This window comes from Flavobacterium cryophilum, from assembly GCF_048286555.1.
Lineage (GTDB): Bacteria > Bacteroidota > Bacteroidia > Flavobacteriales > Flavobacteriaceae > Flavobacterium.
This window is the reverse complement of sequence record NZ_JBLVPZ010000012.1, coordinates 15,538-30,807: the sequence shown is the minus strand read 5'-3', so window position 1 is coordinate 30,807 and position 15,270 is coordinate 15,538. Positions and strand designations below refer to the sequence as shown.

Genomic DNA, 15,270 nt, shown 5'->3' with positions numbered 1-15,270 from the left:
AATAAATCTGAATTTATTAGATAATGCATTTTATGAAAATTGAAAAACTTCCTGTTCAAATTTTAATTTGTGTATTTTTTTTATGCGCAGTGGCAACATTCGGGCAAGAAAAAAACAGGGTGGATCAGGTACGCAAAATTCATTATGCACCCGAAGGAAATAGTTTTGTACTAAAAAACGGCACTCGAAAATTCAATCGAACACTTTATGGAACCAATACTGGTTTTAGGGTGGAGATAGGTGATTTACCGGAATTTGCACTATATATGCTCGCAATGGGAGGGAACTTCAAACTAGGAATCCAAAAAGAAAAAAACAGCAAATGGATTACCGAAGCCAACGCAATCGATACCCAATATTCATTGGGAATTATGTACTACAAAATCCAAGATCCAATTTTAAGGAATGAACTTCTTCTTGAAGTAACCGCCCTAAAAGACAAGGAAGGTTTTGCATTAAAAGTTACTGGCAACAACATTCTGAAAGACGTTTCTCTGATTTGGGTTTTTGGCGGAGCAAGCGGCAAAAAATTCAGCAGAGATGGCGATATTGGTGCAGACCCAGAATCGGTGTTTTATTTGCAACCCAATTATTGCATAAATAATAAATATGCGTTGCAAAAGAACTCTTTTCTATTAGAATATGGTTCCGAAACCAACAAGCAAAAAACGGGAAACAACCGAAATTTAACTGGTTTTTATCCCAAATCCGAAACACATTTGTCAAATGCCAACAAACAGAATTTGCCATTAGAATTATATCGTTCGACTCCAGATTCCTTGACTGTAACTAATGGAAAAATAAATAGCATTCCAAAATCTGGTTTATTTTGGATGATAGAAACCAACACCAAAATCCTGAAACTGGTGGCCGACAGAACAAGATTATTTCACGGATGGTTTGGCTTTTACGACCGATGCCACAAAACCACCAAGAGTGTACTTGAAATCAGGAATCATTTCCAGAACTTTCGAAGATTTCAAACCCATAAAAGGATTCAGCAATTATGGTGTCGACTGTGTTGCAGCAACAATCTTGGATTTGCCCTTGAACAAAAAAAAACATTAAAAAACATCACTTTAAAAACCATTGCTAATGATGTGCTGATAGGACTTATGAGTGCTACACATATTAGATAACAAAAACAACTATGAATCTATCAAAGAAAATTTTTATCCTACTATTATTATACAATTTATCCGATTCTGTAGTGTTTAGCCAACGGCAAATGGAAAACTTGGATCGAGGAATCATTGCTGTAAAAGAAAAAGGCAGTTTTTATATTGGTTGGCGGGTTTTAGGCACGGATCCGGATAATCTCGCTTTTAATCTCTATAGAAAAAGCGGCACTAAAAATGCAGTGCTTCTCAACACTAGCCTTATTACTGGCGCCACTAATTTTGTGGATAAAGTTGCGAATTCACAAGAGGAAAATACTTGGTATGTAAAAACGGTGCTAAATGGTGTAGAAAAAGAAACATTTGGAAGTTTTACTATTGCCTCAAATAGTCCCGATAAACAGTATTTATCGATTCCTATAAAAGAAAAAAAAGGCTATATTCCTAATGATGTTTCTGTTGGTGATCTCAATGGTGACGGTCAGTATGAATTAATAGTTCATTTAACAGGGCGAGGTCGCGATAACGCTTCTAAAGGTATTACAGATCCTCCAATATTTCAAGCCTATTCATTGGAAGGGAAATTTTTATGGGAAATAAATCTAGGAATTAACATTCGTGAGGGAGCGCATTACACACAATTTATGGTCTATGATTTGGACGGAGATGGGATTTCGGAATTGGTATGCAAAACAGCGGATGGCGCTGTAGATGGTGTGGGTAAAATAATTGGAGATGCTTCTAAAGATTGGAGAGATACAAATCCTGATTCTGCTACATTTGGAAAAATTTTAGAAGGTCCAGAATACCTTTCTGTTTTTAATGGAAGAAACGGTGAACTAATAACCACAACTAAATATATTCCTGAAAGAGGCAATATTGGTACATGGGGAGGAAAAGGCGGAAATGGTAAAAATGATGCAACAGGAAATAGGGTAGACCGGTTTACAGCCTGTGTGGCCTTTTTAGACGGCGTGCATCCAAGTGTTATAATGGGTCGTGGATACTATGGTAGAACCGTTTTGTCGGCTTGGGATTTTAAGGATAATAAATTAACTTCCCGATGGGTATTTGACAGTAAAAACGGGGATAATCCGTACTCTGGAATGGGAAATCACGGGCTTTCTGTGGCTGACGTAGATAATGACGGGAAAGATGAAATTGTTTTTGGTTCAATGGTTATTGATGATAATGGAAAAGGAATATACACGACTGGTTTAAGACATGGTGATGCGTTGCATGTAAGCGATTTGGATCCTGATATAGCCGGTTTGGAAGTTTTTGGAGTACACGAAATTGAGGAAGGAACTAAAGGACCGGGAGTTGCCTTATTTTCAGCAGCCACAGGAAAAGTATTGTTCACCGCAGCTCTAAATGAAGATGTTGGTAGAGGAGTTGCAGATAATATTGATTCAACAAGAGTCGGAGCCCAAATGTGGTGGTCGGGCGCTTCTTCTCTATATGACATTAAAGGAAATAAAATTGGACAAGCACCTAGGTCAACCAATTTCTTAATTTATTGGGATGCAGATACTTCTAGAGAGTTACTCAATTCTAATTATATTGATAAATATGGCGCAGGAAGATTATTTGTCGCCGATGGAGCGCTATCTAATAATGGGTCTAAATCTACGCCTGCGCTTTCGGCAGATATTTTTGGAGACTGGAGAGAAGAACTTATTCTGAGAAGTGTCGATAATACTGAATTACGCATTTATACTACTACTATTCCGACTACGATAAGACAATATACACTAATGCATAATCCCCAATATCGAATGAGTATTATTTGGCAAAATGTAGGTTATAATCAACCGCCACATACTAGTTTTTATATGGGTAAGGGAATGAAGCCTGCTCCAAAACCAAACATAGAGCTGGTTCCCTTTCCTAAAACTTCCTTTTAATCTCTAGGTTTAATTCTCAAAAGCGCTGCTTCAAATGAAGAGATAATTTATAACTGATACCTCGTGGGTTCTGCCCCGAGGTAATTTATTTATAAAAAAAAAGAGGTAAACTTCAATTGATTTCTATTTAGTCATAATTTATATAAGTAAATCGTCCCTAATACAAGCTTACTTGAAAAATTGGTGTTTTTAATTATTCTCTAACATTTATTTAAGCAATTATATCTAATGATAAAACAGCTTAAATTGAATTCCTGTCGATGAAATTGAAAGGTACTTTTACCTTCCCTTTTTTACTGTCAATAATCATTTTGGCAGCAGTTTCTCCCATTACTTTAAAATCTGTTGAAATTACAGTTATTCCGAGCAGTTCTTTTAAAGGAGTATCATTATATGAAATTATGCCAATATCTTTTCCCAAAATAAATTCTTCGTCTCTAATTTGCTTTACTAAATTAACTAAGTCGGATTCTTCAATAGTAATAAATAAGTCTCCCTTTTTAAGGATCATATCATCATATACCTCATTTAGAATTTCAAAATTAATAGAATACTCTGTACAAAATTTTCTAAATCCAAGTAAAATTCTTCTGGGATAGGGATAGACAGCTTTTTCTGGATAGACTAAAATTAATTTTTTATAGGTGGCTATTTTTGCAAGACCCTCCTTTAACGCATTATAAATATCATTTTCAAAATCCTGATAGATCTCAATAATTTCTCCTTCCATTCCAAGCTTAATATTGTCCATGATAATCAGCTTTTCTTTTGGCAATTTTTTAATAGCTTCAGTGACTTCATCTGTATAACTGACATGTCTTAAATTTTCCGTTTTAAAATGTGGCATGATGATATAGTAATCATAGGCGCCTTTATATTTCTCTAACAAATTCAAAAACAAGGTCTCGTCACAATGATAAATGTGTAAATCTACATGTGAATTTACTCCAATACTATTTACAAAAGAGTTGTAAGTTCTCATTTTATAAGAACTCAGTTTATTTATAAAAAATATAATATTTAACTTAGATATAAGTTTTGTTCTGGAAATATAATATCCTTTGCCTCTAATAGATGAAATTACTTTTCGTTTTTTCAAAATATTGTATGCCTTTTCCACGGTATCTCTTGACATATAAAATTCCTCGCTAAACATATTTATTGATGGAATTTTCTGATTTATTTTCAGCGTACCATTAGACACGTTAAAGATTATAGAGTCTACAATTTGTTTGTATTTGGGCACCCGAGAATCTTCATCAATCTTAATAAGTTTAATCATATTCATACTTTAATAAATTATGCCCATAATAGGAGCTGTTTAATTTTTAAATTATTTTTAGGTTTATTAATACTCTTGCGCAGCAACTGAAAAATTGTCAATAATGTGATTTCGATTTAAGTTATGAATGTTTTTTAGTCTATTTTTAGAATTGAGGACTAAATCCAACATCTATTTTGACAGTAAATAATTTTCATAACAAAAAACAGACTGCTGCACAGCGCAATCGATTGCTAAAATATAAATTTAAAAACCAAATTTATATGATACTTGGGTTATATATTTTAATTAAAATGTATAAAAACAGATTGTATAAATAAAGAACAAATAAATTACTAAATCGATAAAATATTCACATAATTATGAAATGATAAAAAAGTGGGCTGGACAAAAAGTAAATTGCCCAGACAGTACTATTATTTTTAAATAAATTAAAAAAAATATTCCCAATACTATTCTTTCGTAAAAATTTGGCGGTTTAAAATCTAAGATAAAAAGCAAACGATAGATGTCCTATTAAGGTTGATGTATCTAATTTTATTTTCTCTACAATCGAAAATGAAAGGAAGAGTTAGTGTCGGCTAGTTCCTGAAATTCAATTTTTGAAGTAAATGTGATTTTTGTTAAAGGATAGTACAGGATAGTTTTGTTTTTTACTTTCTCTTATTTTACCACACTAGAATCATTAACCATAAATTACTAGAATTAAATGCAAGCATTACTCGGTATACTATTTCACTCCATTGGAGGATTTTCTTCAGGCAGTTTTTATATGCCTTTCAAAAAAGTTAAAGGATGGGCATGGGAAAGTTACTGGATTGTGGGTGGGTTTTTCTCCTGGCTCATTGTTCCCCCTATAGCTGCTTATTTAACTATTCCAAATTTTGCAGAAATTATTAGTGGTGCAGTACCAACCGTAAAAGCGGTTACTTTTTCAATGGGATTAATATGGGGAATTGGTGGACTTACTTACGGCCTTGGCGTTCGCTATTTGGGAATGTCATTAGGAAATTCGATCACCTTGGGCTTTTCATCTGCTTTTGGAGCTTTAGTGCCTTCAATTTATTATAATTTTTATCCCGTCGTCGGTAAAATTTCTTTTACTGATATGCTTTCCAATACCGGAGGACGTCTCGTTTTATTAGGTGTTTTAGTTTGTCTTATAGGTATTGCTATTTCTGGAAAAGCAGGAATGCGTAAAGAAGTTGATTTGTCCAAAGACAAAGAAAAGACGGATAAAGAATTTAGCTTAGTCAAAGGCCTGATAATCGCTGTCGTTTCTGGAATTCTTAGTGCATTTTTCAATTACGGAATCGAAGCTGGAAAACCAATGGCTGAAGAAGCCGTTAGACAGGGTTTTAATCCATTGTTTCAAAATAATGTAACTTATGTAGTATTGCTTTGGGGTGGATTAACTACTAATTTTATTTGGTGTATGTACCTTAATTTCAAAAACAAAACTTTCGGAGATTATACCAATACAAAAACACCAATTGCTAAAAACACGCTGTTTTCTGGAATAGCAGGTACATTGTGGTTTTTGCAATTTTTCTTCTACGGAATGGGCGAAAGTAAATTAGGCAACGGAGCCAGTTCTTGGATTTTACACATGGCAACCATTATTTTAACGGCTAATTTTTGGGGATTTTATCTCAAAGAATGGTCCGGTGTTTCTAAAAAAACTTTCAATACATTTCTTTGGGGTATTGGTCTTATCCTAGCGTCGATTGTGATAGTAGGAATCGGAAATTCGCTTTAAACCTATAAATAACAACATTTCTTTTCATTAAATATAAATATAAGAACGATGTCAAATATAAATATAAACAACATGACTTTTAACCACGTAAGCTACCTTTGGGATGAGACTAAAGCTGCCGCTTTAGCAGGAGATGAAGTAGCGCTTTTCATATATCGTTCTAATTTATTAGGAGCTGATTTAAGACTAACAAATTATGGAGGTGGAAACACTTCGGTTAAAATTACAGATAAAGACCCATTAACAGGAGATTCTTCTGAAGTGATGTGGATTAAAGGCTCTGGTGGTGACATTGGAACATTAACAAAGTCAGGTTGTGCAGCACTTTATTTAGAGCGATTGTTAAATCTTGAAAACGTGTATAGAGGAATTGAATTTGAGGACGAAATGGTCGAATTATTCAATCACTGCATTTTCGACTTGGCTTCAAAAGCACCTTCAATTGACACACCACTGCACGGTTTTCTGCCTTTTAAACATATTGACCACTTGCATCCAGATGCGGCCATTGCTATTGCTGCGGCAAAAGATGGAGCCAAAATCACCGAAGAATTATTCAACGGAGAAATCGGTTGGGTGGGATGGCAACGTCCAGGTTTCGACTTGGGATTGCAAATGCGTGCATGTCTTGAAGAAGCGGCTGCAAAAGGAAAAAAACTAAAAGGTGTAATGCTGGGTTCTCACGGTTTGTTTACTTGGGGAGACACCTCTTACGAAAGTTATGTAAACACACTTGAAGTAACCGAGAAATGTGCTGCCTATCTAGAAAGTAACTACGGTAAAAAACGTCCCGTTTTTGGCGGCCAGAAAATGAAAAATCTTCCAGAAGATGCCCGTAAATTGAAAGCGGCAAAAATAGCTCCAATCTTGCGTGGATTCTGTTCGTCAGAGCGTAAAATGATAGGTCATTATACAGATGATGCCAGAGTGCTGGAATTCATCAATTCAAATGATTTGGAAAAATTGGCTCCTCTTGGAACTTCCTGTCCAGATCACTTTTTGCGTACCAAGATCAGCCCTTTAGTTTTAGAATTAGATCCGAACGAAGATTTGTCGGATTTGGAAGCCATCAAAGCAAAATTAACTCCTGCTTTTGAAGCCTATCGTGCCATGTACTCGGAATATTACAATACGTGCAAAAAATCGAACTCGCCGGCAATGCGTGATCCAAATCCAGTGGTGATTTTATATCCAGGAGTGGGGATGTTCACTTTTGCAAAAGATAAAACAATGGCTCGTTTGGCATCTGAATATTATGTCAATGCGGTGAATGTAATGAAAGGTGCCGAAGCAGTTTCAGAATATACTTCATTGCCTCGTCAAGAAGCTTTCGATATTGAATACTGGTTATTGGAAGAAGCTAAATTACAACGTATGCCCAAACCAAAAGCCCTCTCAGGAAGAATCGCTTTGATTACAGGTTCTGCTGGTGGAATTGGAAAGGCTATTGCCAAGAAATTTGCCGAAGAAGGCGCTTGTGTTGTCATCAACGACATCAACGAAGAGCGTTTAGAAGGCGCTACTGCTGATTTTATGAAGGTTTTTGGAAAGGACGCAATTTCTAGCACCTTGTTGAACGTGACCGATGAAAACAGTACCGAAAAAGCATTGGATGCTGCTTGTTTGGCATTTGGTGGAGCCGACATCATCGTGAATAATGCGGGAATCAGTATTTCAAAATCTATTGCAGAACATACTTTGGAAGAATGGGATAGATTGTATGATATTTTGGTAAAAGGACAATTTATTGTTTCCAAGGCTGGAATAGAAGTGATGCGCAAGCAAGGATTTGGTGGAGATATCGTAAATATCGTGTCCAAAAATGCAGTTGTGGCTGGACCAAACAATCCAGGTTACGGATCTGCCAAAGCGGCTCAAGCACACTTAACACGTTTAATGGCCGCTGAATTAGGAGTCGACAAAATCCGCGTGAATACGGTAAATCCTGATGCCGTAATCTCTGATTCCAATATTTGGTCAGGCGGTTGGGCTGATGGTCGTGCGAAAGCATATGGCATTACGGTGGCAGAATTGCCAGCCTACTATGCAAAGCGCACGTTGTTGAACGAAATTATATTGCCGGATGATATTGCCAATGCTTGTTTTGCATTCGTGGGTGGCTTGTTGGGTAAATCAACAGGAAATGCTTTGAATGTAGACGGTGGAGTAGCAATGGGATTTTACAGATAATTGTTTTTACTTTGGTTAGTGAATAGATTTATCTAGCGTCCGAACTTTTCGGACGTTAGATTTATCTAAATTTCTAAACAATGCAATCACAAAGGAATTTTAAAATAAATTTTAGGTTCCAATAAAAGCGTAGTATAACTCGTTTTTATAAATAATATACTACTTTGGTTTGGTTAGTAGTTAGGTTGATTTTTCTAACGTCCGATATTTTGGACGTTAGATTTATCTAAATATGTATACAATAAAATCGCAAAGGTTCTTTTAAAAGCAACTTTAACCAAACAATCCTAATAAAAGAAATTTTATATTTAATTTTAAAAAAAAATATTATGCTAATTGATTCAAACAAAATAGCTTCACATAATGATGGGCTCTTAAAATCCCATAGAAATAAATTGGTTTTCACGGCTTCAGAAATTACGCAAACCGAAACCATTATCCAAAAATTAATTGATTTCCAAATTGCCATTCCATCTTGGGCCCTAGGTACGGGAGGAACTCGTTTTGGTCGTTTCCCCGGTGGTGGAGAACCTCGTTCTCTGGAGGAAAAAATCGAAGATGTAGGTTTGCTACATGCTTTGAATAATTCTTCTGGCGCCATATCGTTGCACATTCCCTGGGACATCCCAACGGATTACAATGCCATTAAAACATTGGCATCACAGCACAATTTAAAATTTGATGCAGTCAATTCAAATACTTTTCAAAATCAAGAAAATCAAGCATATTCGTATAAATACGGTTCGTTGCAGAACGTAAATAAAGCCGTTCGCAAACAAGCAATTGATCATAACATCGAAGTAATTAAACAAGGAATTGCTTTAGGTTCAGAATCCTTGACGGTTTGGCTAGCCGACGGGTCTAATTTTCCTGGTCAATTGAATTTCCGTAAAGCGTATCAAAATACTTTGGAAAGTTTGGAAGAAATTTATGCCGCATTACCGTCCAATTGGAAATTATTTTTGGAATACAAATGTGCCGAACCTAATTTTTATTCAACCACTGTGGGCGATTGGGGACAATCATATTCTTACGTGAAAAAATTGGGAGACAAAGCTTTCACTTTGGTTGACTTGGGACACCATCTTCCGAACGCGAATATTGAACAAATCGTATCTTTATTGCTTATGGAAGAAAAGTTGGGTGGATTCCACTTCAATGATTCGAAATACGGTGATGATGATTTGACTGCCGGTGCATTGAAACCATACCAATTGTTTCTGATTTTCAACGAATTGGTAGAAGGAATGGATGCTAGAGGAATGAATCACGCCAAAGATTTAGGTTGGATGATTGATGCTTCCCATAACGTAAAAGATCCGATGGAAGATTTATTGCAATCGGTAGAAGCGATTATGGCTGCTTATGCACAAGCACTTTCGGTGGATAGAAAAGCATTGGAAATTGCACAAAATGAAAACGACGTGGTTAAAGCACAGGAAATTTTGCAAAATGCTTTCCGTACTGACGTTCGTGCCTTAGTTGCCGAAGCGCGTTTGCGCTGTGGAGCGGCATTGAATCCAGTTGGATTATATCGTGATCTTGCTGTTAGAAGCGGTCTTATTGCTGAAAGAGGATTGAAAACAATAGCAACGGGCTTGTAAAAAGAATCAATAATGAATGTAGTTGCGATTTTTGATATTGGGAAAACAAACAAGAAAGTTTTTTTGTTTGACGAAAATTATCGAATTGTCTGGGAAAAATCAATTAATCTGGAGGAAACGGTAGACGAATACAGTTTTCCTTGCGAGGATATAAATACACTTAAGAATTGGATTTTAGAAAGCTTGGCAGAGTTAAAGGAGCTTTCGGAATATAAATTGAGAGCCGTTAATTTCAGTACCTACGGAGCTAGTTTTATATATGTGGATCAAGAAGGAAATGCCTTGACTCCGTTGTACAATTATCTGAAACCGTATCCGGAAGTGCTGAAAGAAGACTTCTATGCCAAGTATAAAGGAGAAAAAAAGTTCGCGGTCAAAACGGCTTCTCCTGTTTTGGGAAGCTTGAATTCCGGAATGCAAATTTATAGACTAAAAGAAGAAAATCCAGATTTATTTTCCAAAGTAAAATACTGTTTGCACTTGCCGCAATACTTGAGCTCACTTTCAACACATCAATATTTTACTGATATCACCAGCATTGGTTGTCATACCGGTCTTTGGAATTACAAGAAAATGAAGTATCATAAATGGGTAACCAATGAGGAAATAATAGCCAAGTTGCCGCCCATTCACAATGTTGAAGTAAGCATAAAAATCGACAATAGAATTTCCGTGGGCATTGGTTTGCACGATAGTTCGGCTGCCATAATTCCTTACATTCTCAATTTTACGGAGCCTTTTGTGTTATTGTCAACCGGAACTTGGAGCATTTCCATGAATCCGTTTAACAATACGCCATTAACTTTAAAGGAACTGCAAAAAGATTGTTTGTGTTATCTGCAATACAAACAAAAACCGGTAAAATCCGCCCGTTTATTTAGTGGAAATGAACACGAAGTACAAACAAAAAAAATTGCAAAACATTTTGGATTGCCCGAGAACTTCTACAAAGATATAACATACAACAAGGATGTTATTGCCGATTTGAGGATTACAAACTTCAAGGAAAGCTCGTTCAACACAGATACCTATATTGAAAAATGTCCTTTCGAGAATAGAAATCTTAATAGTTTCAAAAATCAAGAAGTTGCCTACCATCAATTGATTAAGGACCTTATCGCACAGCAAACACTCTCGACACGATTGGTCATTCATAACAGTCCTGTCAAGAAAATTTTTGTTGACGGCGGTTTCAGTAAAAACTCCATCTTTATGAATTTATTGGCACAGGCTTTCCCGGAAATGGAAGTGTACGCCGCTTCAATGGCACAAGCAAGTGCTTTGGGTGCTGCATTGGCAATTCACAACAGCTGGAATCCAAAACCGATTCAGAACGACTTGATTGATTTGAAATTTTACAAGCATTGATACAATTTTTCGCAACTGATGCAAAAAAATTAACCACAGATTCACGGATTTTACAGATTTACACAGATTAAAAAATAAATTTGGTTGGTTTTGTGGGATCCACAAAAATCCGTTGAATCTGTGGCCAAAAATATAGTTGGTTCGCTAAGCGGACAGTCATAAAACATTAAATAACTTACCATGAAAATTGGACTTTTTATACCCTGTTATGTGGATCAGTTTTATCCAAAAGTAGGTATCGCTACCTATGAATTATTGCAAAAATTAGGCTGTGACGTTCGTTTTCCAATGAAGCAAACGTGCTGCGGTCAGCCAATGGCCAACAGCGGTTACGAGCATTTAACCCAGGGTTGCGATGCCAATTTCGTGGCTAATTTTGCCGAGTTCGATTACATCGTTTGCCCTTCGGGAAGTTGTGTCTTGCACGTCAAAGAGCATTTGCACGATGAAAAAAACGAAGAATTGTCGGCCAAAATCAGGAAATCCGTTTTCGAATTAACCGAATTCATCACCGATATTTTAAAAGTAGAAAGCATCGAAGGCAAATTTCCCCACAAAGTAGGTCTGCACCAAAGCTGCCACGGACAACGAGGACTGAAACTTTCGCAAATGAGCGAATTAAACGCACCATTTTTCTCCAAACCCGAACAGTTGTTGAGCAAAATAAAAGGAATCAATCTCGTTTCCCTGAACAGAAAAGATGAATGTTGTGGTTTTGGAGGTACTTTTTGCGTGACCGAAGAAGCCATTTCCGTCAAGATGGGAAAAGACCGCATCAAGGATCACGAAGCTCATCAAGTTGAATATATTACCGGTTTCGACATGTCTTGCCTGATGCACATGGAAGGCATTTTGAGAAGGGAAAAAAGCCCCATCAAGACGATTCACATTGCCGAAATATTAAATTCGATATAACTTGATATGAAATGAGCCTAACGAAAAATTTAATTTTAAAATTATTTATCGGCGAATTACATATTCCGATAAAAAAACAAATAACATCTTCGTATGAAAAACAACTTGTCACATAGTGAAGCTGCCGAAATTTTTAACAAAGATGAAAAGCGGGTAGACTGGCACGATGAAACTCTTTGGTTTGTTCGCGAAAAAAGGGATAAAGCCGCTTTTCAAATTCCGGAGTGGGAAGTATTGCGGGAAACCGCATCGCAAATCAAGAACAACGTGCTTTCGAATATCAATAATTATTTGATACAATTTGAATCCAATGCACTGAAGAACGGCATCATTGTGCATTGGGCTGCCGATGGCGACGAACACAATAAAATAGTGCATTCGATTATGGAAAAACACGGTGCAAAGCAAATGGTCAAGTCTAAATCGATGCTCACCGAAGAATGCCACTTGAACGAATATTTGACTGAAAAAGGAATTGACGTCATCGATTCTGATTTGGGAGAACGCATCGTCCAACTTAGAAATGAACCGCCAAGCCACATTGTCTTGCCAGCCATTCATCTTAAAAAAGAAGATGTAAGCCAGACCTTTCACGAGTTTCTTGGAACCGAAAAAGGAAACAACGACCCACAATATTTAACCGAAGCAGCACGATTGCATCTCAGGGATACTTTTCTCACGAGAAAAGTGGCTTTGACGGGAGTCAATTTTGCCATTGCCGAAACGGGAGAAATCGTGGTTTGCACCAATGAGGGAAATGCCGACATGGGTGTACATCTTGCCGACGTGCATATTGCCTGCATGGGTTTCGAAAAAATAATTCCGCAACGCAAACACTTGGGCGTTTTCCTTAGATTATTGGCTAGAAGCGCCACGGGGCAGCCCATCACCACTTTTTCCAGTCATTTCAAAAAACCAAGAGACGGAAAAGAAATGCATATCGTCATTGTGGACAATGGCAGAACTACCCAATTGGGAAGAGCAGATTTCAGGAATTCATTGAAATGCATCCGTTGCGGTGCTTGCATGAATACTTGTCCCGTATACAGACGCAGTGGCGGACATAGTTATCACACTGCCGTGGCTGGGCCAATTGGTTCCATATTGGCACCCAATCTCGACATGAGCAAGAATGCCGATTTGCCTTTTGCCAGTACGCTTTGCGGTTCCTGTACCCATGTTTGCCCCGTTAAAATTGACATTCACGACCAACTCTACAAATGGCGTCAAGTATTGGTGAAAGAAGGCTACACGCCAACGACAAAAACCATTGCCATGAAAGGAATGGCGGCCGTTTTGGCGAATCCAACAGTGTTTGATTTGGCAGGAAAAGCAGGACGATTTGTGATGAGAAAGGTGCCGTTTATGCTCAACAACAGCCTAAATCCTTGGTACAAGAAAAGAGAAATGCCTGTGCCACCAGACGAATCCTTCAGGGAATGGTACAAGAAAAATGGAAAAGAATTTAAAGAAAAAGACAATGAGTAGCAGAGCCAGTATTTTAGAAAAAGTAAAACAAAACCAGCCTTCAGTGGTTAGCGAATTGCCAAATCTAACTTTTTTAGGCTTGGACACTTTTGACATCCTCGAAAAGTACAAAACTGTTTTGAAAAGCATTGGAGGCGATTTTGTAGAAGTAAAAGATTACGATGCCGTAATTGACTTTGTCAATAAAAATTATGCCGTAGGTAAACGCATGATTACCACCATTCCAGAACTGGCTGAAATCGCAACCTTGGATTGGTACAACGACGATCCCCATTCGTTGGAAAACGTTGAATTGACTTTGGTAAAAGCCCATTTTGGCGTTGCCGAAAACTCCGCACTTTGGGTAACGGACGATATATTGGGCCAACGAGTAGCTGCGTTTATCCCGCAATATTTGGCCATAATCGTCAACAAAAAAGATATTGTGGCTACGATGCATCAAGCCTATGAACGCATCGGCAGTCACGAATATGATTTCGGAACTTTCATTGCCGGGCCATCCAAAACTGCCGATATTGAACAATCATTGGTCTTGGGCGCTCACGGAGCAAGAGGGTTGACGGTTTTTTTGATGAATTAGTTTTTTGGACTTAGTAGGGTGTTTTTGTAAAAGTAAATTTATCAAAACCAACTTTAAATTGAAGTAAAAACGCCTTATGAGCCATTTGTAACCTTTGATTTTGCAGCTCAATGAGTAATAGCGTGTTTTTGTTGTGCATGCGGTAAGTTCATTTTTTACAGAATTCACAGATGCGCGTAATCTTCATGTTTGGACCCATAGAAATGCGGCTTTAAATGTAGCACTGTGACTATTTATGACTCAAAGTGCCATAAATTGGCCCAAAAAATATTTTTTGCATCTCAGATTTTCACGTATAAATAAGGTGCAAATTTAATTATAACACCCTAAATAAAAACGAGTTAAAATATTGTTTATCATATTTTAACTCGTTTATTAGTTCTTTTGTGATGTTTTGCTACTTCGCGATGCAATAAGTAACAGTCCTTGTGTTTAAAGGGTTAAGAAGGGTAGAGGTGTACAATAGAAGTACTTGTTTAACGGATTTAGTAGTAATAAAGGATAATAAAAATAAAAAACACCTTCTTATTTATTTCAACGCAAATCTTTAAAAATGTACGGAAAATATTCATTTCTAATAAAAACGAACGCTATTTTTTATTTACAAAAGTAAATAACAGGTTTTTAAAAGAGAAATAGATGAAGTAATTATTTTTTTAAAATCTTGTTTTTATTACAGGTGTGTTTTACCGCTTTGACAGTATTTAGCTCCTGAGTTTCTTTAGATACACAAGAAATCATAATTCAATGATATTTTTTACTGGCATAGCAGTAAAAAATATGAAATCTTTATGCTTTGTTTTCTTTATATTTTAAAATTATGTATTTTTACCGTAAAAACAGTAAAAAATGGATGATTTTGATTTAGGTGCTTTAATTAAGGAGCATCGAAAAAAAGCAGGATTGACACAACTTGAACTAGCCAACTTAGCAGGAGTAGGGAAGACAACCGTTTTTGATATTGAAAAAAATAAAGAAACACTTCGTTTAAATAATCTATTTGCAGTACTCCGAGTTTTGAATATCAAAATTGAGTTCAAAAGTCCTTTAAATAAATAA

General features: G+C 36.6%; 11 protein-coding genes. 10 read left to right on the top strand and 1 reads right to left on the bottom strand.

From position 1 onward, the window contains the following. Positions 1-32 precede the first annotated feature (32 nt). Together ACNQGJ_RS14955 and ACNQGJ_RS14950 are read left to right on the top strand one after the other, a co-directional pair. Positions 33-1,139 carry a DUF4450 domain-containing protein gene (locus ACNQGJ_RS14955; RefSeq protein ID WP_417974471.1) on the top strand — a complete coding sequence of 369 codons (1,107 nt, stop codon included), beginning with the start codon at positions 33-35 and terminating at the stop codon, positions 1,137-1,139. Between the two features lie 11 nt (positions 1,140-1,150). Then, the gene (locus ACNQGJ_RS14950; RefSeq protein WP_417974474.1) at positions 1,151-3,025 is read left to right on the top strand and encodes a rhamnogalacturonan lyase; all 1,875 of its coding nucleotides are present in this window, start codon (positions 1,151-1,153) and stop codon (positions 3,023-3,025) included. Between the two features lie 241 nt (positions 3,026-3,266). Here ACNQGJ_RS14950 and ACNQGJ_RS14945 read toward each other — a convergent pair whose 3' ends face one another. Continuing rightward, positions 3,267-4,307 (bottom strand): GntR family transcriptional regulator, encoded by a 1,041-nt coding sequence (locus tag ACNQGJ_RS14945; protein WP_417974476.1) that lies wholly within the window; start codon positions 4,305-4,307, stop codon positions 3,267-3,269. Positions 4,308-5,016: 709 nt separating this feature from the next. On the opposite strand from ACNQGJ_RS14945, the gene rhaT reads away from it, so the two are divergent. The 8 genes from rhaT to ACNQGJ_RS14905 all read left to right on the top strand — a co-directional run bounded on the left by rhaT (position 5,017) and on the right by ACNQGJ_RS14905 (position 15,270). Next, positions 5,017-6,066 (top strand): L-rhamnose/proton symporter RhaT, encoded by a 1,050-nt coding sequence (gene rhaT, locus ACNQGJ_RS14940; protein WP_417974478.1) that lies wholly within the window; start codon positions 5,017-5,019, stop codon positions 6,064-6,066. A gap of 48 nt (positions 6,067-6,114) precedes the next feature. Next, complete coding sequence (locus ACNQGJ_RS14935) at positions 6,115-8,256, top strand: bifunctional aldolase/short-chain dehydrogenase (RefSeq protein WP_417974480.1); 2,142 nt, start codon at positions 6,115-6,117, stop codon at positions 8,254-8,256. Between the two features lie 329 nt (positions 8,257-8,585). Then, complete coding sequence (locus ACNQGJ_RS14930; protein WP_417974482.1) at positions 8,586-9,860, top strand: sugar isomerase; 1,275 nt, start codon at positions 8,586-8,588, stop codon at positions 9,858-9,860. Between the two features lie 12 nt (positions 9,861-9,872). Next, positions 9,873-11,228, top strand: coding sequence for an FGGY-family carbohydrate kinase (locus ACNQGJ_RS14925; protein WP_417974484.1), 1,356 nt, complete (start codon positions 9,873-9,875; stop codon positions 11,226-11,228). Between the two features lie 180 nt (positions 11,229-11,408). Further along, positions 11,409-12,143 (top strand): (Fe-S)-binding protein, encoded by a 735-nt coding sequence (locus ACNQGJ_RS14920; RefSeq protein ID WP_417974486.1) that lies wholly within the window; start codon positions 11,409-11,411, stop codon positions 12,141-12,143. 93 nt (positions 12,144-12,236) lie between these two features. Next, on the top strand, positions 12,237-13,631 hold the full coding sequence (locus ACNQGJ_RS14915) for a lactate utilization protein B (protein ID WP_417974488.1): 1,395 nt from the start codon (positions 12,237-12,239) through the stop codon (positions 13,629-13,631). Beyond that, positions 13,624-14,211, top strand: a complete 588-nt coding sequence (locus tag ACNQGJ_RS14910; RefSeq protein WP_417974490.1) for a LutC/YkgG family protein — start codon at positions 13,624-13,626, stop codon at positions 14,209-14,211. Before ACNQGJ_RS14915 ends, ACNQGJ_RS14910 begins: the two co-directional genes overlap by 8 nt. 849 nt (positions 14,212-15,060) lie before the next feature. Further along, positions 15,061-15,270: a type II toxin-antitoxin system Y4mF family antitoxin gene (locus ACNQGJ_RS14905; RefSeq protein WP_417974492.1), complete on the top strand. Its 210-nt coding sequence runs from the start codon at positions 15,061-15,063 to the stop codon at positions 15,268-15,270.